Source organism: Paenibacillus sp. SORGH_AS_0306 (assembly GCF_030819345.1).
GTDB classification, from domain to species: domain Bacteria; phylum Bacillota; class Bacilli; order Paenibacillales; family Paenibacillaceae; genus Saccharibacillus; species Saccharibacillus kyungheensis.
In genome coordinates, this window is the sequence record NZ_JAUTBP010000001.1 from 1,100,985 (window position 1) to 1,123,060 (window position 22,076).

A 22,076-nucleotide genomic window follows, 5' to 3' on the forward strand; every position below is an offset into this window, starting at 1 on the left:
CTTTAATAACGTCTTGTAACGCTATGAAGCATTACAGTGCGAAGTTATCTTGAAGATACGTACATTCATAATTAATGATTAACGATCCCATGAACAGAAGGGCCATTCGAGACACTCTGATCCGGTAAAGCTTGACCAATCAATGCATAACGAATACTGTCTACCAATGCTTCCCAACTGGCTTCGATAACGTTAGCAGATACACCGACCGTACTCCATGTGTTGCTCAAATTCTGCGACTCGATCAATACACGAACTTTAGAAGCGGTTGCGTCGGCTTCATCCAATACACGAACTTTATAATCGGATAGATGCATTTCACGCAAATTCGGATAATGTTCGACCAATGCTTTACGAAGTGCATTATCCAGTGCATTCACAGGTCCATTACCTTCTGCGGCTGTATAGATACTTTCTCCGCCGATTCTGAGTTTGACAAAAGCTTCAGACACAACAGCAGATCCCGCATTTTTTTCAACTAACATTTTGAAAGATTCAAAAACAAATAACTCTTTGATCTCACCATTAGCTTCACGCAACAGCAATTCAAGAGAAGCATCTGCACCTTCAAATTGATATCCTTGATGTTCCAGATCTTTGATTTTACCGATGATCTGTTTGGTGTTTTCATTTTCAGGGTCAAGGATTAGATCCATTTCTTTTGCTTTGGAAAGGATATTGCTTTGACCTGCTAATTCAGAGACGAGAATACGTTGTTTGTTACCGATTTTCTCAGGTTCGATATGCTCATACGTTCTAGAATCACGCAAAATAGCGGAAACATGAATGCCACCTTTGTGAGCAAATGCAGCATTACCTACATAAGGCTGATTTACAGGCATATGCACATTCGCAATCTCACTGACATATCGTGCGGTGTTGGTAAGTTGAGACAATTGATCATTGCTGATACAGGTGTAATCCATTTTCAACTGTAATGTTGGTAAGATCGAACACAGATTAGCATTACCACAACGCTCACCATATCCATTCATCGTACCTTGAATCTGTCTTGCTCCGGCTTGAACAGCGCTTAATGTATTAGCTACAGCTAGTTCGCAATCGTTATGTGTATGAATTCCTAGAGGAGCGCCGCCTAGTTCAAGATTTAATCTGGATACGATTTCATAAATTTCATGAGGAAGTGTACCACCATTGGTATCGCACATAGTCAACCAATCAGCACCAGCTTCACGCGCGGTGCGCAATACGGATACAGCATATTCAGGATTGTTTTTGTATCCATCAAAAAAATGCTCGGCATCAAAAATCAGTTCCATGCCTTGTTGCTTCATGTAGGAGATCGAGTCTGCTATCATCGCTAGATTTTCTTCGAGTGTCGTCTGAAGTGCAGTATGCACATGGAAATCCCAAGATTTGCCGACCAATGTAGCCGCTTGTGCACCTGATTCAATCATCCGTTTGAGATTATCGTCCTGATGGGCAATACTCCCCTTGCGACGTGTACTACCAAATGCTGTGATTTTGGCGTTCAGTCCAAGTGTTTGTACTCGTTTGAAAAACTCGATGTCTTTACCATTACTGCCTGGAATACCGCCTTCAATATAATGAACACCAAGCTCATCAAGTTTTTTGGCAATTTTGAGTTTGTCATCTGCGGACAAGCTGATCCCTTCACCTTGAGTACCATCACGAAGCGTAGTGTCGAAAATCGATATGGACTTTGACATAATGGGGAGTCCTCCTTCATTTGTGCAAAAAAATGAATACTTGTTTTTTAGTGTTTCGTTAATCATTTGTGAAGTGGGGTGTCAATAAAGCATTGTTTTTTAGTATAATTTATTATTATATCACCTGACTCATGTAAGGGATACGATAATTTTGATTTTATTTAGTTTACTAGGAGGCATTACAACATGCAATTACATATTCAAAAAGTTGAACAAAATAACAAGGTATTCACACTTTATTATACGTCTGAACAACCACTACCTTTTGATCCACACGATGTAGTGATGGTATCTGCGGGTGATTATGTTGTGGCAAGTGTACGTGAATTAACAGCAGAGCATATTCAATTATACATTTCAACAGATGAGCCGCTAGAATGGAGCGACCAAATTGTGATTCAATTAGCATTCTCGCCAACGGTATCGATTGTAGGTAGCAAAGATATTATTGCAAAATTAGGTCATTTCCCTGATTTTGAACATGGAATCATTACCGATCATCATATTGGCAAAGATCAGGTAGAGTTAGATGTTCAATTGGCAGAACCTTTTGCAGATCATACAATCAAGCTTACGTTTTTAGAAGCGACAGAGATTGAATTTTCTGCACCGGATGTAGAAAAAAATGAAATTGCTGAAATGGATTTTCGTTATGATGAGACATTAATGGTGGTTGATATTGAAGCAGCACAAGGGATGTCAGGAAGTTTCTTCTGTGGCGGAATCAAAGCCGAATTCAAATCATAAGTTGAGTTGAAAGTGACAGCAGATTTAAGATGAAGAACTTCGAATGAATATTGATAGGTAAGGTATAAAGGAGGCTGAAATGTGCCTAATTTAGAAGATTATAATCAACCGCTATCTGATCAAATTGTGTTTATTGTAGAACAAGGAAATCGGTTGCATCAAGATCACAAATGGGAGCAAGCGTTAGACAAATATACAGAGGCTTGGGAGTTGCTTCCAGAGCCTATAGTGCATTGGGATCTTACTGAATGGATTGCTTCTTGTAAAATGAGCATCTATATGGATCGCCAAGATTATCAACAGGCTCACGAATGGGCGTTGATTGCTGTAGAAGCGGTAAAAGATAATCCCAGACATACTTCAGCCAAAATTAATGTCGGTATAACTTGTTATGAAACAGGTGCTATGTCCGACGCATATACATGGTTTGAACAAGCGCATCAATTCGGGGGAGCACGTGCTTTTCAAGGATTTGATCACAAATATCTACAATTCTATACACAGATGAAGCAAGTGGAGAAAGGAGAGGTCAAATGACAGTTTCTTTGGATCAATTAACGATTCAAGACATTCCGTGGAATCGGATCACTACGCCTTATGGGAGAGCCACAGAAGTCCCTCAAATGATCGCTAAAAGAAATTATAGTGGTCTGTCCAATATCGTAGAACATCAATTGACATTATGGCAGGTCACCCCATGGATACTATTCTTTTTGCTAAAAGAATTATCTCTTCAATCGCCAGATGAAGTCAGTGTAGTAGAGATCGATTTGTATGCAGGAGTGATAGAAGCTCTTTCTGAACATGAACAGTTGGAAGATACGGAGCAGACATTGGAGCCGATGCCTCTTTTATTAGAAGAAGTGTATCTTTGGGATCAAGATGATCAAGACGATGAATTAGAGTGGGAAAATGAAGAACCTCGTGGATATGATTCAGAAGTCTTTTTCAATTATTATGTCTACAGTTATCTCCTTCTAAAGCAAGCTCTACCTGTATTTGAAAATATCTCACGTCACACGACTGATCCAGATATGCAAAATACGTTACAGGACTGCATGGAGTACTTGGAATAAGGAGGATAGATTTGTGGAGTATATCAAATCATTTTTTGAAGACGAAATATATTATTTTGAAGTGGATGATCAACAGATTGCTTATCGCCAAATTGTAGTGACAGACACAGATTCCAAAGTGTCTATTGCTCCTGATTTTATGCTCGCTGAAACAGAAGTTGAATACGAATCTGATGAAAAGATCGTTGTGGTTGAATTTGAAATTGCCTGGGAATCAGCGATCTCCAAATATCGCAAACAGTGGGATTATTACAAACAACGGTATCTACCCGGTGATTCAGTAACAGGAGTATTACGCATGTTCTATCCGCAAGGATGTATTATTCAGTTAGATGAGCATACGTATGCTATTGCAGATCGAGCGATGTTACCTGAAGAAATTGAAGGACTTCCGCTTGGAATAGGGATTGTAATAGTAGGTAGAGTGAGCGGGTACGATGAACAGAACTTATGGGTACAATTGGATCAGTGTACTGTTGACCATGTATAAGCTGATAATCATGTAATGAAAGGAGCTTGCTACGATGATCTATGGGTCAGAGATTGTTGTATCACGATCTTTTTATGATTTCTGAATATCAGACTCAAACATAGAACGCAGAAAAATAGGAAGGTGAATATATGAGTGGCATCAAAAAGAGTAGGCGTATGTCTATTCATGTAGAGTATTTATTAGATCAATTGTATGAGCAAGAATCGGTCGACCTCCTTGTCCAAATTAAAGAAAGTGGACAGTTAGCTGCTATTCCGTATCTCAAATCTTTTTTATTTTCAGAACGAGCTGACATCGTGAGAGCTGCTGAAAATGCAATTAGTGATCTGTTACTACAATGCCCTGTGAGTGAATTGATCTGGTTAAGTGAACGCTGTCGCGAAACACTTCCTTTTCATTATCAACAACGTGGCAAAGCATGGATTGAGCTGCGCCCAGAGACAGTATTGCATTGGTCTAACGATATTCATCCTATTCAGATCATTATGGCTAGCTTTCATTGGGATGGATATGTGCGTGAAGTGGCAGTACAACGATTAAGCCAATTTCAAAATGGATCAGAAATTCCATGGTTGCTGATTCGATTAAATGATTGGGTATCTCCTATTCGATTCAAAGCTTATCGTGCATTGAAACAAAAAATACATATTCGTAATACTGAATACTTTATTCAGTCGATCTGGTTAGTACAGCGATTAGTAGGGCGTGGCAAAGAGCATCATGAATTGTTGAATACACAGATTCAACAGCTTATTGCGCAACCTGAAGCTCGGTCTGCTTTGGAACATTATATGCATTCGACAGATGTCTATATTCGTCAGTTTTGCTACAACATGATGTTGAAAACAGAAGCGGCAGATCGATATGCTTTATTCACTTCTGCTTTACAAGATCATGCTTTAGCGATTCGTCTATGGGCTGCTCGTCAAATTGATCAAGCGATCGAAGTAGAAAAGTCGTCTGAGAAGATATCGAATCAATGGCTGGATATCGTGTATATGATGTTAGCCGATCATTTCCCGGCGTTGCGTCGTCTGGCGTTGGATATACTAAGTTATCATTTTCCAATGCAAGCCGAGACTGCGTTAATTGATGGTCTGATGAGTCATAATCTGACGATTCGCGAGACAGCACGTCGTCATTTGCCCAAAATCAAACCAATACCCTATGTCGAATATTATTTGGATCAGATATGGAATGGAAATGAGTCCTCTCTGGCTGTCGCAATCGTTGGATTAGGAGAGACGGGGACAGCAGAAGATGCTGAAGTTATAGCTGAATACAAAGATCATACACAGATTAAAGTACGTAAAGCTGTGTTGACAGCTTTGGGTAAATTAAAGCCTACCGCTTATATAGATGTTTTCTCTCAAGCTTTAGTAGATCCGCAACCCGGCGTATCCAAAATAGCGAAACAGACGCTTATCCAATACACGTATATGTTAGATCGAGAACGATTGATCCAACTGGTGCTAAATTGTCCATTGTCCCATATTTCGCGCAATGCTCTTCGTATTCTGTTTGCTTTTGACTCCTGGCAAAGTTTAGATAGTTTATTGCGAATATTAGTCCAAACCGAGCATAGAATAGTAGAGCATACAGTGAATCATTTACTAGACAGTTGGATCACCAAAGCAAATTCTCAATTTCGAGCAGAACTTCCTATTGAAATGAAAAAACAGCTTTTATGCTATTTAGAGCAAAGTAAGAATGTATTGGGTCAAGGTAAGCATCGTACTCTGGAATGGATTATTCAACTGGATAGCAAGTAATTGATGGCAAGAAGGCAATAAGAGTGGAGGAGTACAAAATGAATGAATTTCTTAGAGAGCAAAATGATCATCGAGATGGACGCTTACGAGCGATAGAGGTGAATCAAGCCGAGATTATTGCTTTTCAAAAAGCGATGTTGTACTTGAAATTTTCTTGTGAGGAAACAGATTCATTATTGTATGCTGGTAGCGATTCGCTCAATAGTCTACTTTATAAAATGATGAAAGCAAGCGATATGGCTGAGCTTGAAGCTTCTTTTTACAATAAAACGTCACTGGTGAATGAAGCATTTGTTGAACAAAAAGTAAAACGGTTGGAACAAGAACAACCTTATGTACAGCCACCGTCTCAAGAACAAGCCAACGAAATCATGAAGTCGTATATGTATCCATTTCTATCTTCGAATCAAACCTAAATTGTGAACAGATGTCATTCAATAGGAAATGAGGATGAACAAATGAGAACGATTACGTATAAGTATAGTAAAGCTGACGGACTACTAGGATATGAATTATTGCCTGCACGTTATGGTGAGAAGTGGGATCAGATTCAAGCCGATTCTGTTTTTATTTATGCCGGTGATTTTGATTATTTGATTCCTTATTTGAAAAAGCATTATCCTATTGTTGATCCAGTGACCAATGATCGGTATGGTTACTTTGATACATCTGGTTTTAATCCGATAGCCAAAGCGCTCTGGACTAATATATTAGCAGAAATGAAAGCTTATCAGACCAAAGATCGTGAGCTCAAAGCATTTATCCGCTCGCTGGTTACCTGGTTAGAGATTCAATTAGAATGGGCAGATGAGATTATTATTTTCGGAAATTTATGAGGTGAGTCATCGTGGGTTGGGAATACGGTATTCAATGTATAGAAGAAGAGGGCATAAGTAAAGAACAGCAAGCCAGGCAGTTAATCGAGCAGTTGAGCCAAGCTTTGGTTACGTTAGATCTAGGTGATATGGTGATTGAGCAGGTAGAAGCTGGATTAGTTATCAAAGATCCTTCTAATACAGATTGGCCAGATGTGGCACAGATTCAAGTGGAGCAGGCTGATCTAGCAATCGAATCTATAGCCGAAGGTGAAGTGTATATTTATTGTTTATTTCATCGACATGATGCACCTGTACGGCGAATGATTGATATCATCCAAACGAGTATTTCTACAGAAGAACAGTGGATTGAATTGTAAATAATCATAAGAATACTGGAAGAGATGAGATTGTAATCAGGATCAGATGTGCACATGATGAAATGAGTATAATTAAGGAGGAACGATCCAATGCCTAACCAAATTCAAGTGATGACAGATACAGCAACACTTTGTATTTATGATCTGCAAGCACTGAAGCATCGATTGGAAGACACATCAGATTGGTGGTCTATTCCTGAAGATGAATTGTTAGAAGTGAATCTAGGGAATATTGCTTTTCTCAATGTAGGCGCAGATGGATTATATACTATGCAACAGGTAGATGAGATCGAGCAACCCGTAGTTCAATTATGGATCAATTTTCCTTCGGGTCAATTGTATGCAGGAGCAGCAGAAAATGTGACAGGGGGCGAGCTAGAACCAGAAGATGGGGACAGTGGACAATATATAACGGTTGAGTCAGGCGTATATCATTTGAAAATAGGACGAACACAGCAAAATATTGAATTTGCTTTGTTACGAACTGAACAGGCAATCGCTAACAATCAGTTTGAAGATTTGATTCGTATTGGATAAGGAGGTCAGTATATATGTCTGGTCAACATTATGCTAGTACAAGGGATGAAATAGAACACCTCGTACAACACTATCGTATTCCAGCTCCTCGCTTTCACGAAGTAGGTAAAATGCAGTGGTCATCTATACTTTCAACAATCACACAAAGATTTATCACGTCTTCACATGCAGGAAGCGAATCTGCATTAATGCGAGGATACAATCATTTGCAAGAACCGTATGTAAGTTATCAGGTAGGGGCAGAAGGGTACCGAGAGATTGCTAAACTGATTGATCGCACCGAACAAGTCTGGTTTCTCGCTCCTGAACGCTTTTACAGTGGTAAACAATATTGGGTGTATGAAGCTTATGTAGATGCGATTCAATGGATAATTGAACAAACAGGAATGACTGAATATTATATCGTCTCCAAAAAGCTACAATGGTTATTGTGCGAGACTCATCATGAAGTCATTATCGGTATAGGTGAACCAATAAGTGGACGTATTCAGAAACGCAAAAAAGAGCTAGACGATGTTTGAAAAAGCAAAATATAAAGCAGGCGATATTTTGGTCATTCCAATAAAAGACAATCGCTTGGCGATCTGTCAGGTTATTAGTACTCTGTATGACCGATTTAAAAAAGTTTTTTCATTTGGTGTACTCTGTATCCAAGAAGATCAAGTCTATCGTAGTGAGCAACATAACGACAGGTCGCCTGATGATTCCAGTGATCTGTATTAACAGTATAGATCGGGTATTCTTCTGTACAATTTGATGGACGTGTATCCCAGAATAGTAAGTCCTTTTCCCGACTTATCGCAAAAGGAGCTACATATTCAAATAACGATTTTGATCCGTTAGACGCCATTGCGGCTTTTTGTAATACAACTTCAGCATCTAATATCTCATCGAACCAATTCCGCCAATTGTAATATTGCGTTCACCACGAATTAGCATGATCTCCAAGTGGAATAAAGATTTGAAATGATCCACATGACTCTCCATATCCCAATGTCTATTTCAATAACTCCGAACATTTGTACTTATTTTTGCGTCATATCATAGGCTAAATGAAACAGATACGATATAATAGAATCATACGATATCTATTGTAGGCGATTCGGCTGATAGAGCATAATCCATAGGGTAAAGACTGCACAGGCAAGGAGGATGATCAGCTTGAGGCACCATGCCAATTACTACCCTGCCAAAGGAAGAGTCATTTTGCATGTAGATATGAATGCTTTTTATTGTTCTGTTCATACAGCAGAAGAACCGGAAAAATATCAAGGCAAGCCCACAGCTGTCGCAGGTAGTGTTGAACTGCGCAAAGGAATTGTGGTTACCTCTTCTTACGAAGCGAGAAAGCGTGGCGTAAAAACAGGCATGCTGGTTAGAGAAGCATTGCAGAAATGTCCGAATCTGATCTTAATTTCGCCTGACTTTTATTTATACAAACAATACTCAATGGCATTCATGAATATTGCGTATAGTTACACACCGATGTTGCAAGCAACGTCAATTGATGAATGCTACTTGGATATCACAGGTTCAAGTCAATTTGGCACGCCACCTCAGATTGCGGAACAGTTGCAACAACGGATCTGGGAAGAGTTACATTTACCTTGTTCGATAGGAATTGCGCCTAATAAATTACTAGCAAAAATGGCTTCAGATATGAAAAAACCTAAAGGTATTTCGATATTGCGTATACGGGATATGCCCAAGTTATTATGGGATAAGCCATGTGGACAATTGTTTGGCATCGGCGGGAAAACATCTGCCAAATTAGTAGATATGGGCATTCGCACGATAGGGCAACTTGCAGCAGCAGATGAAGCCAGATTAACAGCTAGATTTGGTGTAATGGGAAGCTGGCTCAAGCAAGCGGCAAATGGGATAGATCATTCGCCTGTAGAGATTGATCGGGAAGTCAGTAAGTCGATAGGGCATACTACAACATTGCCTGCTGATATTCAAGATCGTGACGATATCAGAAGAGTGATGCTTAATCTAAGCGATCAAGTATGTCGCCGATTGCGTCGTCAGAAATTAATCGCTCAGACGATTCAGATTACGATTCGCACACCTGATATGAAAACAATCACTCGCTCCAAGTCACTAGCTGTTCCTACAGAAACGGCGGATGAAGTGTATCGTGAAGCTTGTGCACTATATGATCGTCATTGGGGAGATCGTGCGCCTGTTCGATTATTAGGAGTGGCTCTTCAGAATTTACAGCCCAAAGAAGAAGCTGCTTTGCAAATGGACTTGTTTGATTATAATCGTCAGCCGGTCAAAGAGCAGTTAAATGAAGTAATGGATAAGTTACGCGATAAATTTGGTGAAAGTGCGATACTAACAGCAGGTATGTTAGGCAATGATCCTTCAGTCCTGATTCGTAATCACAAAATTAGAGGCACTTCATTGCAAAAAGATGGTATGATTTTGCCAGGCATGGAAGAATAATCAGTAAGTAATGATTCAATATTGATCTATATTGTTTAAATTTTAATCAATAATTGGATTCGTAGTACAGGTGTGTTACAATTTGTGTACTGGTAATTGTTGGTTATTCATTTGAAATAATATATCTTTTATATTATATTGTGAGTATATGTACACTGGTGTCAGTTCTTAAAAAAAGACAACTGGTAAGTAACGATAGGAGGCATATATAAAGATGGGGAAATATAGTTGGGTTGACAAAGATACATGTATCGCTTGTGGTGCTTGTGGAGCAACAGCTCCAGACATTTATGATTATGATGATGAAGGTTTGGCTGAAGTGATTTATGAAGGTGATGCTAACCGCGGTATTATGGCAATTCCAGACGATATGTTTGATGATTTGCAAGATGCTTGTGACGGTTGTCCTACAGATTCAATCAAAATTGCTGATGAGCCTTTCGCTCAAGCTGAATAAGTTTTACTAGTGTACTGAATAGAAGTACATGGTCCGATAAAAGGCGTTGCAGAGACGAAATGTGTCTCTCAACGCCTTTTATAATCTCATTTTGAAGTAACTTGAAGAAATACACAGATTAGCCGATATACATAGTATTGCATTATATTTTAAATATAAAATAGCTATCCCTAAACTGTACATACTATAGAGACAATATAGACTATTGGAGCGTAGTGTCCATGCTGGAGGTAATAAATGAAAAATCTACTCTATCTAAAGCGTTATGTCAAAATGCACCCCAACAACAGAATGGGCTGGTATTTGCTTGGCAAAGAATATGAATCCGATGGACAAATGGGTAAAGCTAATTACTGTTACAACAAAGCTGGAGATGTATATGAAGCTTTTGAACATAGTAAAGTGCCTGCGGATATTTTGAAAGATTACGAAGCCAAGCTTATGGAAATGGCTGAAAAAAGAGATCGCAAAATTCGTCGTTGGCGATACAGTGTGTTTGCTATATTGTTACTGTTTTTAATTACGTTGCGTTCTGTAGAAGCTCCTCATGCCACAGATCAGACGCTTGCAGATCGTTCTTCTCAACATATCACCAAGCCACCGACCAAAGTAGCATCAGCTACTTCAAAAAAGAAACCAGCAGATACGTTCAAAGGATACTCGGCTCCACTTAGCTTTACAGCAGAAGCTTCGCTAAATAATACCAATGCTTCATTGTCTGCCGTTTCTAAATATATGAGACAACAAATGTTAAAAACAGCCCCACAAGTTGCAGCAGTACTAGGTATGGAAAAGCAAGACGATTGGCTATTATGGACACCGAATATGCCTGTCTTATATACGATGGCAGCCACCGATCAGCCCGGACAGATCGATCTTCAATCGTATGATCCCAAAGCATGCCAGTGTAAACCCGGAGAATTGGATCATTATCCAAATGAATCGGCGGCTTGGGTACAGCAACAAGAGCAGTTGGTTGTAATGAGAACAGCGATGATCAATTATATAACTGCTAAAGGAAATCTTCCAGAGCAAATGAATCAGTTGGAAGCGCCTTTTCCAGGCAATTGGTTAGCAGGTAATTCGGATACGATGAACCAGACGTTTACCGCTTTAAAGAAGCTACAGAGCAGTGGCAGCCAAAGTACTGACGATAGCGGCAATACAATCGGAGACGAAGCATTCTCATCTACACTCGGGAATCATCCTTATTTTACAAAACCACTTGAAGTGATTGTCGATAAACAAAAGCATCGTTTAGCTATAGTTAGCGGATCGATTATTTTACGTAATTATGAAGTAGGGCTTGGTGGAAGTAAAACGCCCGAGGGTACTTTTCAAGTATCGATTAAAGTGATGAATCCAAATGGCAAAGCTAATGGAGAATTTGGCAGTCGGGGTATGCAGTTATCGGATACGAATTATGCTATTCATGGTACCAATGATCCTGATAGTGTAGGTCAAGATGAATCATTAGGATGCGTGCGGATGGATCAAGCCGATGTAGAGGAATTATTTGATATGATTCCGTTAGGAACAAAAGTAACCATTGCCAGTAATGTATTGCCAGGAGACACTTCTGTTCCCTCTGTGCGATTCCAGACAAAACGTACACAAGATCAGACAGATCCTTCACGTCATTATCACTGGTTAAATTAGGATCGTTCCTTGTAGCGACTGGATTGATTCATTATATACCGTTTGAGTTTATGTACACAGTGGACGCTCTTTTCAAATGAGAAGAGCGCTTTTCTTTTGTCCCCGAAAAGGATAAACTGGTATAGAGAATGATTTTACAGGTTAATAGATAATAATTCCTGCAAAATCATGCATAAAGGCTTTTTGCAAATGCCAGGAACGGAGTGAATGTAACTTGCTTTACCGCAATGTTTTCAAACCTATGTTATTTCGGATGGATCCGGAAAAAGCACATCACATGGTTATTGGAGGTCTGGGCGCGGGGGTGCGTATACCAGGCACATTAGCTGCGATGAAGTCGATGTATGGAGTGAAAAGTACACCCGATATGACGACTGAATTGTTTGGACTTTCATTTCCGAGTCCTGTTGGTCTTGCAGCAGGACTCGACAAAAATGCTCAGGCAGTTCCAGGATTGTCTGCGTCAGGCTTTGGATTTATGGAAGTCGGAACAGTAACGCCCAAAGCACAATCCGGTAATGAATTGCCACGTTTGTTTCGTTTACCTTCAGATGGAGCGCTTGTGAATCGAATGGGCTTCAATAATGAAGGGGCAGCTGCTATGGCGGGAAGATTACGTTCGTTATCTTCTAGACCTATTCCTATAGCAGTCAATATCGGTAAAAATAAAGTCACTGCAAATGCGGATGCAGCTAGCGATTATGAGACTTGTATTCGCACATTGTATCGATACGCTGATTTTTTTGTAGTGAATATCAGTTCACCTAACACACCTGATCTGCGTAACTTGCAACATGGTGATGAATTGAAAGATTTGCTTAGACTGGTAATGGGTGAAATGAAGCGCCAGGCGAAGCAAAATGGCATTTCCAAATCTGTACTGGTCAAAATTGCACCGGATGTCAATGATAATGAACTTGAACATATGGTCGATACGATCGCTGCAAGTGGAGTAGCGGGTCTGATTGCTACCAATACCACATTATCCCGCGATGGATTAACTCATCAGCATGCAAGTGAAGCTGGTGGATTAAGTGGTAGACCGCTCACCAAGCGATCGACAGAGATTATTTCTCAAGTCTATCGTCAAACAGAAGGTAAACTGCCTATTATCGGTTGTGGAGGAATTTTTTCGGGACAGGATGCTTATGAGAAAATCAGAGCAGGTTCAAGTCTGGTCGAAATCTATACTTCATTTATCTATGAAGGACCGGAAGTGACCCGGAAGATACATATGGATATCCGGGAGCGTATGCTACGTGACGGATTCACACACATTTCCCAGGCAGTGGGAGCAGATCATCATTAATCCAATATACCCTCGACTCAAGGAAGAGGTCATAGACTGAGGAGGCATGAAGATGGACGGAAGAGACTGGGGATTATTCTTGCTTCCCTATGAGCAAGCGGTTGAAGAATTAAAGGTCAAGTTCAAAACAATGCGTGCAGAACTGAAAAAACGTCAGGAGTATGCACCGATTGAATTTGTAACCGGTCGTGTCAAAAAGATATCGAGTATTCTGGATAAAGCCAAACGTCTAGACGTACCTATGGATCAGCTTGAAACTGGAATCGAGGATATCGCTGGCATCCGTATCATGTGCCAATTTGTAGAAGATATTCGTTGGGTTGCCCAGTATGTACGTTCTCGCAAAGATTTAACAGTGTTATACGAGAAAGATTATATTACTAATTTCAAAGATAGCGGATACCGTAGTTTCCATATGATTGCTGAATATCCGGTACAGACCGCTTTTGGACAAAAAATGGTGCTTGCTGAAATTCAGATTCGTACACTGGCTATGAATTTCTGGGCAACGATTGAACACTCTTTAAATTATAAATACCACAATAGTCTACCTGATGATATTCGGAGCCGACTTAAAACGGCTGCGGAAGCAGCGATGGTGCTTGATAATGAAATGTCCAGTATTCGTGAAGACATTTTGTCAGCACAGAAGAGCTTCGAAGACGATTCCAGTATCGTCCATCGGATTCTGACCGATATCCATAAGCTATATTTCTTCCATCTGATTGTAGAAGCGATCGACTTCCGCAGGAGATTTGATGAATTATGGCAAGAACATGACTTTGAAGGGCTCAAAGAATTATCCAGCGATATCAAAGCCATGCTTCGAGCAGAGTCTGTCAAAGTAAGTGGAGAAGAAGATGAAAGCCAATTTTGAGCCACTGTATGTAGCGTATCTGGTCTACTTTAATCGGGATCGTGATTACTTTGAATGTCATGAAGTGCTGGAAGAGTTATGGCTGGAAAAAGAGCGAGAACCGGTATATCAAGGATTGCTACAAATTGCAGTAGCCCTATTTCACTTCCGTAATGGAACAGTGAATCATACGTATAACAAAATCGTTGGTGCGATTAAGATGATGAAAAGCAGTTATCGTAAGTTACTGCCTTATCAACATCATGCACTAGGGATAAATATGGAAAAGCTAATGGCAGATGTGAGATTGTATATCGAGCGACTAGAACATTATCAAGAACAAACTTTTGATTTCTATGATCTCAATATCGAGATCACTGATCCGTTATTACAAAAAGAAGTAGCTCAAGCGTATCAGACTATTCAACCGAATCTACCAATGCGCATGGGCTACGAACGAGGCCCAAAATCAAAAGAACTCTAGCGCTTGGCAAAATAAGCGCTTGGCAAAATAATCACATTAAATACACATCAAGCTTGCCGTAATGGCAAGCTTTTTGCTATGGATAGCTTTAAACTATGGTAAAATAAAATGACGTTTGTCTGGATCGATTCAGACAAGTGTATCTATTAACCACCCCAATTAAAGGAGAACGACCAATTATGGCTTTGCAACTCCCGCCGCTATTTGTGCAGCGGATGCAAGATTTGCTCGGTGATGAATTCCAGTCTTTTATAGACAGCTACCAAGAATCTCCCCATGCAGGTATACGCATCAATACACTCAAAATCACCGATCAGGATTTTCAACATATAACTCCATTTGCGTTGCGTTCGATCCCATGGTGTCCTACCGGATATTATGTAGAAGAAGGCACACGCCCGGGCAAACATCCTTATTACCATGCAGGACTTTATTATATTCAAGAACCTAGTGCAATGGCTCCTGTAGAAGCGTTAGACGTACAGCCGGGGGATCGGGTACTTGATCTATGTGCCGCTCCTGGAGGCAAGTCTACACAGATTGCAGCGGCTCTACGTGGTCAAGGAATATTGGTGACCAATGATATCAGCGCAGATCGTACCAAAGCACTTGCCAAAAATATGGAATTATACGGTGTACGTAACGCAGTTGTGTTGAATGAAACGCCAGAGCATATCGCAGAGCAGTTTGCAGGATTTTTTAATAAAATATTAGTCGATGCTCCTTGTTCAGGTGAAGGCATGTTCCGCAAAGATGAAGATATGGCACGCCAATGGGCGAATCATTCAGTCGAACGCTGTGCGATCATGCAACAAGATATTTTGAATATTGTCGCTAAAATGCTAGCTCCGGGCGGACGAATCGTGTACTCGACCTGTACATTTGCTCCAGAAGAAAATGAGCGCAGTATCGCTGTATTTTTGGATCAGCATGCTGACTTTCAAGTGACTACACCACGACAAGCAGAACATTTCGCCACCGGTCATAGCGATTGGGCACATCAAGTAGAACAGGAATTACAAGCAGGAACATCAGTATTGAGCGGAACAGCTTTGGATGTCGATAGCGATACTCCGTATCAATCGCTCTCAACAGCTTCACTAGAACAGACTGCCAAAAGCGCTAGACTATGGCCTCATCGCATTGAAGGAGAAGGTCATTATATCTGTGTACTGGATCATCAGGGAGTAGCAGAAGAGTTGGAAGAGAGTCATTTGATACAAGTAACACAATCATCTACATTTTCCAAAGCGTATACTGACAAACCCAAACGTGCAGATAAACGCCAATCTGCTAAAGAGCAACAAGATTGGAAAAGCGACCGCCGTTCAGGTAAAAAAGGTAAAGAACGTCGTTCGGATAGCAAAGCTCCATCTGCCGATCAGCATGAATCTTTATCTATGATTGAAGTGATCGAAGAATTTACAGCACGTGAACTACAATTGGAATGGTCGCAGAACTGGATTCATTTCGGTGGACGTATCTATCAATCTCCGATTACAGAAGAGCAACTCAAAGGTCTTAAAGTGGTACGCCCGGGTTGGTTTGTAGGTACGATAAAGAATGGACGTTTCACCCCATCGCATGCGCTTGCTACCGCATTGCAACCTTTAGAAGCGAAGCGCTGTATTCAACTGCAATCTCATTCAGCCGAAGCGATTTCTTATTTAAAAGGAGAAACATTAACGATAGATGCCGAGCGAGTAGAACGGAATGCAGATACTTTGCCCAAAGGATACGTACTGGTATGTATAGACGGTTATTCCGTCGGATGGGGCAAATGGCTAGATGGTATGCTTAAAAATGAATATCCAGCAGGATGGAGATGGACATAAAGGTTATGAAGAAAACAGTCAAAAAACAACGCGTCGATAAAATATTAGGAAATCTAGGTTACGGTACACGAAGCGAACTCAAACGTGCAGCCAAGCAAGGACGAATCAAAGTCAATGATGAAGTTATCAAAGACAGCGGACTACAGATCGATCCTTATCAAGAAAAGTTAGAATTTGACGGCGAACAGGTGAATTACCGGGAATATATTTATTTGCTGATGAACAAACCGCAAGGGGTGATCTCAGCTACTGAAGATCGTCATGATTCTACGGTGGTGGATCTATTGGATATCGAATATCAGGTATTTGAACCGTTCCCTGTAGGTAGGTTGGATAAAGACACCGAAGGATTGCTACTGATTACCAATGATGGTCGATTAGCACATGAACTGTTATCACCACGCAAACATGTACCCAAAACATACGAAGCCGATGTACTTGGAGAAGTCACCGAAGACGATATCGTTCAATTCAGCAAAGGCGTTACACTAGAAGATGGATATGTGACATTGCCTGCTGAATTACAGATTCTTGCTCATACGCCAAGTCCAGAAGGAACCATGTCCCAGATTCGTCTCACCATATCGGAAGGCAAATTCCATCAAGTAAAACGGATGTTTGAATCTGTAGGCAAAAAAGTAACCTTCCTCAAGCGTGTCTCTATGGGTGCTTTGCAACTAGATCCAATTTTGCCAACTGGAGAATACCGCGAATTGACTGCTGAAGAACTGGTTCAGATTGGGCGAGGAACTGAATAATAAATGTAAGGACAGGTGAACAATGACATACCGTTTAATTGCACTCGATATGGATGGAACTCTTTTAAATGATCAGCATGAGATTTCGCCACAGACCGCAGCATCGATCAAGCAAGTCGCCGCGCAGGGGGTAGAGATCGTATTTTGCACAGGGAGAACACCGATTAACTCGATTCCGTACATGGAACAGTTAGGATTACACGAGGATGGTTATGTGATTGTCCACAATGGGGCAGCAACTGTTCATGCAGGTACGCGAGAGATTGTGCATCAATTTCCGTTAGCTGCGCAAGGGCTTGATCCCTATATCCAGTACTGCCAGCAACATCATATCCATTTTGATATCAATACTGCGTTTGGCTTATACGTGGATTCTATAGATCAATTACAAGCAGATGCTGGCAAAATGTATGATAACTTTCTGATGACACCTCAAGTGTTGCCACCATGGAGCGAATTTACAGAACCTGTGCTCAAGCTAAGTGCTTTTGCTTCGATTGAGCAGTTAGATCAAGCGTATGCAGAATGGAGTACGTGGAATCCAGAGTTCAATATGCTACGCAGTGGAGAGTTTTTTGTCGATCTGATGCATCCTCAATCTTCCAAAGGTGCTTCACTACAAGCACTGGCTGAAAGTAAAGGAATTGCTCCTTCCGAAGTGATAGCTATTGGTAACTATTTCAATGATCTATCAATGATTACGTATGCTGGACTCGGAGTCGCTATGGACAATTCTCCAATTGAAGTCAAAGCGGCGGCAGATGAGGTCACGTTATCTAACAACGAAGATGGGATTCATCACATTCTAGTCAAGCATGGACTGATATCTGCTTAAATTTACCAAACCGCTCGCTAATTTGAGCGGTTTTATTGTGTTGGTTGACTTCAATACATGGTACAATCAATAATTATCAGCATACAGGAAGGAGGAACAATTTTGAGATTGTTGCAAGCTTTGTTTTTTCCTCCTGAACAGCCAGGGGGCGTATCGTCCATGATCCCTTATTTGCAGGAACGGTTCAGTTCTGCACGCTGGGAGATGGAATTATTTTCTTTGCCCAAACGGATTCGTAATAAAGGAAAAGAAGATGTAGTTTTTGAAACGTTTGACTGGACGATCTATAGTGCAAGCCCTATCGTACAAAAGTATATTCAGACGTATAAAGATTATCGCTGGTGGGCGAAAATGCGATTGAATAAACCGTACGATCTGATTCACTCTCATCATCCACTGGTCGGTATGGTGATGAAAGAAGTATTCCCGGATACACCACTGGTACAGACGATTCACTCCAGTTATGAACGTGAGCTGATTTTGAATGGTAAAATCGAACGTGGTGGATTGGAAGATCAATTTTTGACATCGTTGTACCGTGAACTAGAACATAAAGCAGATATTTTGATGACGGTGTCTCATTCGTTCCGTCAATACTTAGCGCCTTTTTTAGATCGTCCTGAACAAGTTAGAGTATTACCGAATGGATTTGATGAGAAACGATTCAAGCCAATCGCTCATGAAAATGAAGTGGCTCAGCTGATCACCGTATGTCGCCTTGTTCCTGCCAAAGGGCTAGATACCTTACTAGAAGCTTGCGCGCTTCTCAAACAGCGTGGACAAGCGTATGTACTGCATATCATCGGAGATGGCCCGAGTCGTACCGATCTTGAAGACTTAGCGAAAAAGTTAGGCATTTATGAAGAAACGATTTTTTACGGATATACATTACATCCAGAAGAGTTTATGCCTTTCTTTGATATCTTTGTTCTGCCTTCGCGCGCAGAAGCATTCGGTTCTGTGTTTGCAGAAGCCGCATTGTGCTGGTTAGCATTGGTAGGGACAGATATTGGCGGAATTGCCGAGCAGATTGAAGATGGTGTCAATGGATTATTAGTTCCACCCGAAAATGAAGTGCTACTTGCTGATGCGCTAGAGAAAGTGATCAATGATCCTTCGTATCGGTATGAATTGGCGCGTACAGGCTGGGAAAAAGCCAAAACTCAATATTCATTAAGCCATATTGTAAATGAACTCAAAAAGCTATACCTTGAATTTCAACCTGAAAATTCAGTAGAGTCGGTATCGAATGTATCTATATTACCGAATGAACCAGAATAGAAAAGCCAATCTTAGCACACAATAAATGATATGATTACAGTAAGGCAACACAAGAATACCGGTGATGGGGGTCGGAGAAAATGGAAGAATTAAAAGAACGTATTTTGGCAGAAGGATCGGTTATGTCTAACGATGTGCTGAAATTAGATGCACTATTGAATCATCAAGTTGATCCACAACTGATTATGCGTATGGGTAAAGAATTTGCAGATTTATATCGTACAGAAGGTGTGACCAAAGTAGTCACTGTTGAGTCTTCAGGGATTCCAGTCGCTTTTACAACAGCTTTTGAATTAGGGGTGCCGCTTGTTTTTGCACGCCGTAAAAAGACTTTGCTTGCTGATCCTGATTCTTTGATCGAGCGAGTGCCTTCCTTTACCAAAGGGATAGTGACTGATATTATGCTATCTCGTCAATTCGTTACCGAGAATGATCGTATTTTATTTATTGATGATATTATTGCTAATGGAGATGCGGCGCGTGGAATGATTCGAATTATTGAACGTTCCGGTGCAACGTTGGTAGGAGTAGGTATTGTAATCGAGAAATGTTTCCAAAGTGGAGCACAAGCGATTCGTGATCAGAATATTCGTCTGGATTCACTGGTCAAAATTACTTCACTTCAAGATGGACAAATTACATTCGGGTGATCCAAAGTGGTATACTAGACGTAGTTAGGATGTAGATAGACAATTTCACCAATTAGTTTCTAGTTGAATAAAATTTGTTGCAACAAAGTCTTATATTCGGTAAAGAAGATTCCGATATGTTACAATATAACCCATATTCTTGTTTGGTTGTATAGACGCAACTCATAGTAATCAACAGATGATTATGAAGTGAACGATCTACACATCTGTCACTACATTTACAAATATCTTTAACCTTTTGTTGAAAATATGAGCAATCTCTTTCCAAATGGGGTATATTTGTCTTATAATAAAGATATGTTATCGAGGGGAGGCAGACCAATGGGGAAAGAACCGATTACTGAAGAGTTCTTCATCAAAAAACTAGCCGATGCAAAAATTCACTTCGAGCGTGCTTTGGATTGTAAGCACACTGAATTTGATGACCTGTATCCCTATATGATTGAACATCCTCAGTTCTTTTGGTATAAACGCTATGTTGCCTGGTCAGAACTATTGACCATTGTAGGATTGTGTAAAGACCTGGATTTTGCTTGGGAGCAAGAATTTTCAGCTCATCAAGTAGAATATGTAGAACAACGTGTGATGTCAGCTAAAGTGCTTGATTTCTGGTTCGAGAAAAATGATACCAAAGAACCTGCACAGCGTTAATCCGCTTTAGGAAAATCCTTTGTCGTTACAGTCAACTAGAATCTACAGACATTTCAACAAATTATCAGACCTAAATGGGATTTCATTTAGGTCTTTTTTTGTACACATAAATACAATAGAAAAGAGGGTGACATGATGATTACAGATGATGAATTAGATGCATATCGGGTATCCGGTGAGAAAGTCCGTGTCGTTCGTGACGATATTCGAGAAAATGATATTCGTGGTATTGTAGTAGCATGGGATGATGAACAGGTATTGATTCGTCGCCCGAATCGTAATGTAGTGAAATTAAGCCGTAGCTATATCTACCAACCTTCCAAAGAAGAGCGTCGAAGCCCTTTAGATGAAATGGAAGATACAGTACATCCAGCATCTGAGGAATAAAGCTTTATACTTGTAAATACTATATAGCATGTATGTGAGGCTAAATAGCACGCGAACGATATCATAATTAGGATCTATCTATAACCAAAATGATCGTAATTAAAATAAGAACTTGAGAGATTGATCTAAAGCTCTACAGAGAGTGATCCAAAGTTCTATAGAAAAGTAATGCACAATTGCACAAAAAAAAGCATCTATTGATCGTCTAAATAGCAGACAGATCATAGATGCTTTTATTATATAAAAGCCATTCAAGGAGTTGAATGAAAATATAGTATAGCGAAATGTGTGGTTTCACTAACAATGATTAGGATTGAATCTAGGTCATATCTATCTGTTAACCCCTAGAACAACTGTAATTAACCAAGAGTACCTGTACGATAAGGACGATAACCAGAGTAACGAGAAGGTTCGCGTAACTTGGTATTGTTAGACACGGTTGCAGGATGTGGAGAACCCTGATCTTCATAAGACGAAGGTGTATGAACAGCTGGAACAGGAGACAATCCCAGATAAGCACGCATCCGTTCGTTCGCTTCTTGATGAAACTCGGTGATGCCTAATTGAAAAGTACCATGATGACCACTGCACAGAATCTGAGCTTCAACATGAGTAGCCGATTGATCAATCTCGTACAATCGCAAATTATGGCTACGTAGATCACGACGAACTTCTGACAACAATAGATTAGTGCGGTCCATACCGCTACGAATCACTTCCATATATAATCCAGCCGACGGTAGTTGATTGCTTTCTTCTAACGACTTAGCATCACGATCAAATTTCTTTTGAATATAAACAAGCAACAGATAGCTTTTTACCAGAGAGCGTTCTTCTTCGGATAAAAATACAGCCATTCATATCACCACCTAGTATAAGAACTTATGTTCTTATTATATGGTATAACTTGTAAAGATGCAATACTTTGTTCGTAAAAAAGGCGAACAAAATA

26 protein-coding genes are annotated in these 22,076 nt (G+C 40.3%); 24 read left to right on the forward strand and 2 right to left on the reverse strand.

Annotation, left to right across the window (positions count from 1 at the left end; genetic code table 11):
• Positions 1-71 precede the first annotated feature (71 nt).
• On the reverse strand, positions 72-1,691 hold the full coding sequence (gene cimA / locus QE450_RS04875) for a citramalate synthase (RefSeq protein WP_307297419.1): 1,620 nt from the start codon (positions 1,689-1,691) through the stop codon (positions 72-74).
• A 186-nt stretch (positions 1,692-1,877) separates the two neighbouring features.
• On the opposite strand from cimA, the gene QE450_RS04880 reads away from it, so the two are divergent.
• The 24 genes from QE450_RS04880 to QE450_RS04995 all read left to right on the forward strand — a co-directional run bounded on the left by QE450_RS04880 (position 1,878) and on the right by QE450_RS04995 (position 21,124).
• A complete protein-coding gene (locus QE450_RS04880; RefSeq protein ID WP_307297421.1) occupies positions 1,878-2,438 on the forward strand; it encodes an Imm50 family immunity protein in 561 nt (186 codons plus the stop codon).
• A gap of 81 nt (positions 2,439-2,519) precedes the next feature.
• A complete protein-coding gene (locus QE450_RS04885) occupies positions 2,520-2,975 on the forward strand; it encodes a hypothetical protein (RefSeq protein ID WP_307297424.1) in 456 nt (151 codons plus the stop codon).
• Positions 2,972-3,514, forward strand: coding sequence for a hypothetical protein (locus QE450_RS04890; RefSeq protein WP_307297427.1), 543 nt, complete (start codon positions 2,972-2,974; stop codon positions 3,512-3,514). Before QE450_RS04885 ends, QE450_RS04890 begins: the two co-directional genes overlap by 4 nt.
• Positions 3,515-3,527: 13 nt before the next feature.
• A complete protein-coding gene (locus QE450_RS04895; protein ID WP_307297429.1) occupies positions 3,528-4,004 on the forward strand; it encodes a hypothetical protein in 477 nt (158 codons plus the stop codon).
• A gap of 158 nt (positions 4,005-4,162) precedes the next feature.
• Positions 4,163-5,779, forward strand: a complete 1,617-nt coding sequence (locus QE450_RS04900; RefSeq protein ID WP_307297431.1) for a HEAT repeat domain-containing protein — start codon at positions 4,163-4,165, stop codon at positions 5,777-5,779.
• 38 nt (positions 5,780-5,817) lie between these two features.
• Entirely contained in the window at positions 5,818-6,195 is a 378-nt protein-coding gene (locus QE450_RS04905; protein WP_307297434.1) for a hypothetical protein, read from the forward strand.
• A gap of 42 nt (positions 6,196-6,237) precedes the next feature.
• Positions 6,238-6,615, forward strand: a complete 378-nt coding sequence (locus QE450_RS04910; RefSeq protein ID WP_307297436.1) for a hypothetical protein — start codon at positions 6,238-6,240, stop codon at positions 6,613-6,615.
• A gap of 11 nt (positions 6,616-6,626) precedes the next feature.
• Positions 6,627-6,974, forward strand: a complete 348-nt coding sequence (locus QE450_RS04915; protein ID WP_307297439.1) for a hypothetical protein — start codon at positions 6,627-6,629, stop codon at positions 6,972-6,974.
• A gap of 90 nt (positions 6,975-7,064) precedes the next feature.
• Positions 7,065-7,511 (forward strand): DUF6386 family protein, encoded by a 447-nt coding sequence (locus QE450_RS04920; protein ID WP_307297442.1) that lies wholly within the window; start codon positions 7,065-7,067, stop codon positions 7,509-7,511.
• 14 nt (positions 7,512-7,525) lie between these two features.
• On the forward strand, positions 7,526-8,032 hold the full coding sequence (locus QE450_RS04925) for a DUF6756 family protein (protein WP_307297444.1): 507 nt from the start codon (positions 7,526-7,528) through the stop codon (positions 8,030-8,032).
• Complete coding sequence (locus tag QE450_RS04930) at positions 8,025-8,234, forward strand: Imm26 family immunity protein (protein WP_307297448.1); 210 nt, start codon at positions 8,025-8,027, stop codon at positions 8,232-8,234. The genes QE450_RS04925 and QE450_RS04930 overlap by 8 nt, the downstream gene beginning before the upstream one ends.
• A 438-nt stretch (positions 8,235-8,672) precedes the next feature.
• A complete protein-coding gene (locus QE450_RS04935) occupies positions 8,673-9,962 on the forward strand; it encodes a DNA polymerase IV (protein WP_274170412.1) in 1,290 nt (429 codons plus the stop codon).
• A 214-nt stretch (positions 9,963-10,176) separates the two neighbouring features.
• A complete protein-coding gene (locus tag QE450_RS04940) occupies positions 10,177-10,419 on the forward strand; it encodes a ferredoxin (protein ID WP_273615629.1) in 243 nt (80 codons plus the stop codon).
• 237 nt (positions 10,420-10,656) lie between these two features.
• Positions 10,657-12,078 (forward strand): L,D-transpeptidase, encoded by a 1,422-nt coding sequence (locus QE450_RS04945; RefSeq protein ID WP_307297455.1) that lies wholly within the window; start codon positions 10,657-10,659, stop codon positions 12,076-12,078.
• A gap of 214 nt (positions 12,079-12,292) precedes the next feature.
• Entirely contained in the window at positions 12,293-13,387 is a 1,095-nt protein-coding gene (locus tag QE450_RS04950) for a quinone-dependent dihydroorotate dehydrogenase (RefSeq protein ID WP_273615631.1), read from the forward strand.
• A gap of 52 nt (positions 13,388-13,439) precedes the next feature.
• Complete coding sequence (yjbM, locus tag QE450_RS04955; RefSeq protein WP_273615632.1) at positions 13,440-14,264, forward strand: GTP diphosphokinase; 825 nt, start codon at positions 13,440-13,442, stop codon at positions 14,262-14,264.
• A complete protein-coding gene (locus QE450_RS04960; protein ID WP_307297460.1) occupies positions 14,248-14,727 on the forward strand; it encodes a DUF309 domain-containing protein in 480 nt (159 codons plus the stop codon). Before yjbM ends, QE450_RS04960 begins: the two co-directional genes overlap by 17 nt.
• A 179-nt stretch (positions 14,728-14,906) precedes the next feature.
• Positions 14,907-16,562, forward strand: a complete 1,656-nt coding sequence (locus QE450_RS04965) for an RsmF rRNA methyltransferase first C-terminal domain-containing protein (RefSeq protein ID WP_307297464.1) — start codon at positions 14,907-14,909, stop codon at positions 16,560-16,562.
• Positions 16,553-17,320 (forward strand): pseudouridine synthase, encoded by a 768-nt coding sequence (locus tag QE450_RS04970; RefSeq protein ID WP_307297467.1) that lies wholly within the window; start codon positions 16,553-16,555, stop codon positions 17,318-17,320. The genes QE450_RS04965 and QE450_RS04970 overlap by 10 nt, the downstream gene beginning before the upstream one ends.
• A 22-nt stretch (positions 17,321-17,342) precedes the next feature.
• Positions 17,343-18,155 carry a Cof-type HAD-IIB family hydrolase gene (locus QE450_RS04975; protein WP_307297472.1) on the forward strand — a complete coding sequence of 271 codons (813 nt, stop codon included), beginning with the start codon at positions 17,343-17,345 and terminating at the stop codon, positions 18,153-18,155.
• Between the two features lie 102 nt (positions 18,156-18,257).
• Entirely contained in the window at positions 18,258-19,436 is a 1,179-nt protein-coding gene (locus QE450_RS04980) for a glycosyltransferase family 4 protein (protein WP_273615636.1), read from the forward strand.
• 80 nt (positions 19,437-19,516) lie between these two features.
• Positions 19,517-20,086, forward strand: a complete 570-nt coding sequence (locus QE450_RS04985) for a xanthine phosphoribosyltransferase (RefSeq protein WP_273615637.1) — start codon at positions 19,517-19,519, stop codon at positions 20,084-20,086.
• Positions 20,087-20,407: 321 nt separating this feature from the next.
• A complete protein-coding gene (locus tag QE450_RS04990; protein ID WP_069327821.1) occupies positions 20,408-20,737 on the forward strand; it encodes a hypothetical protein in 330 nt (109 codons plus the stop codon).
• Between the two features lie 135 nt (positions 20,738-20,872).
• The gene (locus tag QE450_RS04995) at positions 20,873-21,124 is read left to right on the forward strand and encodes a hypothetical protein (protein ID WP_273615638.1); all 252 of its coding nucleotides are present in this window, start codon (positions 20,873-20,875) and stop codon (positions 21,122-21,124) included.
• A gap of 359 nt (positions 21,125-21,483) precedes the next feature.
• On the opposite strand, the gene QE450_RS05000 is transcribed toward QE450_RS04995, so the two are convergent.
• The gene (locus tag QE450_RS05000) at positions 21,484-21,981 is read right to left on the reverse strand and encodes a YhjD family protein (RefSeq protein WP_274170406.1); all 498 of its coding nucleotides are present in this window, start codon (positions 21,979-21,981) and stop codon (positions 21,484-21,486) included.
• Positions 21,982-22,076: the final 95 nt, after the last annotated feature.

Coding starts and splice junctions, on each gene's coding strand:
- cimA (WP_307297419.1), bottom strand. CDS start 1,691: ATGTCAAAGTCCATATCGATTTTCGACACTACGCTTCGTGATGGTACT.
- QE450_RS04880 (WP_307297421.1), top strand. CDS start 1,878: ATGCAATTACATATTCAAAAAGTTGAACAAAATAACAAGGTATTCACA.
- QE450_RS04890 (WP_307297427.1), top strand. CDS start 2,972: ATGACAGTTTCTTTGGATCAATTAACGATTCAAGACATTCCGTGGAAT.
- QE450_RS04900 (WP_307297431.1), top strand. CDS start 4,163: ATGTCTATTCATGTAGAGTATTTATTAGATCAATTGTATGAGCAAGAA.
- QE450_RS04905 (WP_307297434.1), top strand. CDS start 5,818: ATGAATGAATTTCTTAGAGAGCAAAATGATCATCGAGATGGACGCTTA.
- QE450_RS04910 (WP_307297436.1), top strand. CDS start 6,238: ATGAGAACGATTACGTATAAGTATAGTAAAGCTGACGGACTACTAGGA.
- QE450_RS04920 (WP_307297442.1), top strand. CDS start 7,065: ATGCCTAACCAAATTCAAGTGATGACAGATACAGCAACACTTTGTATT.
- QE450_RS04925 (WP_307297444.1), top strand. CDS start 7,526: ATGTCTGGTCAACATTATGCTAGTACAAGGGATGAAATAGAACACCTC.
- QE450_RS04930 (WP_307297448.1), top strand. CDS start 8,025: ATGTTTGAAAAAGCAAAATATAAAGCAGGCGATATTTTGGTCATTCCA.
- QE450_RS04940 (WP_273615629.1), top strand. CDS start 10,177: ATGGGGAAATATAGTTGGGTTGACAAAGATACATGTATCGCTTGTGGT.
- QE450_RS04945 (WP_307297455.1), top strand. CDS start 10,657: ATGAAAAATCTACTCTATCTAAAGCGTTATGTCAAAATGCACCCCAAC.
- yjbM (WP_273615632.1), top strand. CDS start 13,440: ATGGACGGAAGAGACTGGGGATTATTCTTGCTTCCCTATGAGCAAGCG.
- QE450_RS04960 (WP_307297460.1), top strand. CDS start 14,248: ATGAAAGCCAATTTTGAGCCACTGTATGTAGCGTATCTGGTCTACTTT.
- QE450_RS04965 (WP_307297464.1), top strand. CDS start 14,907: ATGGCTTTGCAACTCCCGCCGCTATTTGTGCAGCGGATGCAAGATTTG.
- QE450_RS04970 (WP_307297467.1), top strand. CDS start 16,553: ATGGACATAAAGGTTATGAAGAAAACAGTCAAAAAACAACGCGTCGAT.
- QE450_RS04975 (WP_307297472.1), top strand. CDS start 17,343: ATGACATACCGTTTAATTGCACTCGATATGGATGGAACTCTTTTAAAT.
- QE450_RS04985 (WP_273615637.1), top strand. CDS start 19,517: ATGGAAGAATTAAAAGAACGTATTTTGGCAGAAGGATCGGTTATGTCT.
- QE450_RS04990 (WP_069327821.1), top strand. CDS start 20,408: ATGGGGAAAGAACCGATTACTGAAGAGTTCTTCATCAAAAAACTAGCC.
- QE450_RS04995 (WP_273615638.1), top strand. CDS start 20,873: ATGATTACAGATGATGAATTAGATGCATATCGGGTATCCGGTGAGAAA.
- QE450_RS05000 (WP_274170406.1), bottom strand. CDS start 21,981: ATGGCTGTATTTTTATCCGAAGAAGAACGCTCTCTGGTAAAAAGCTAT.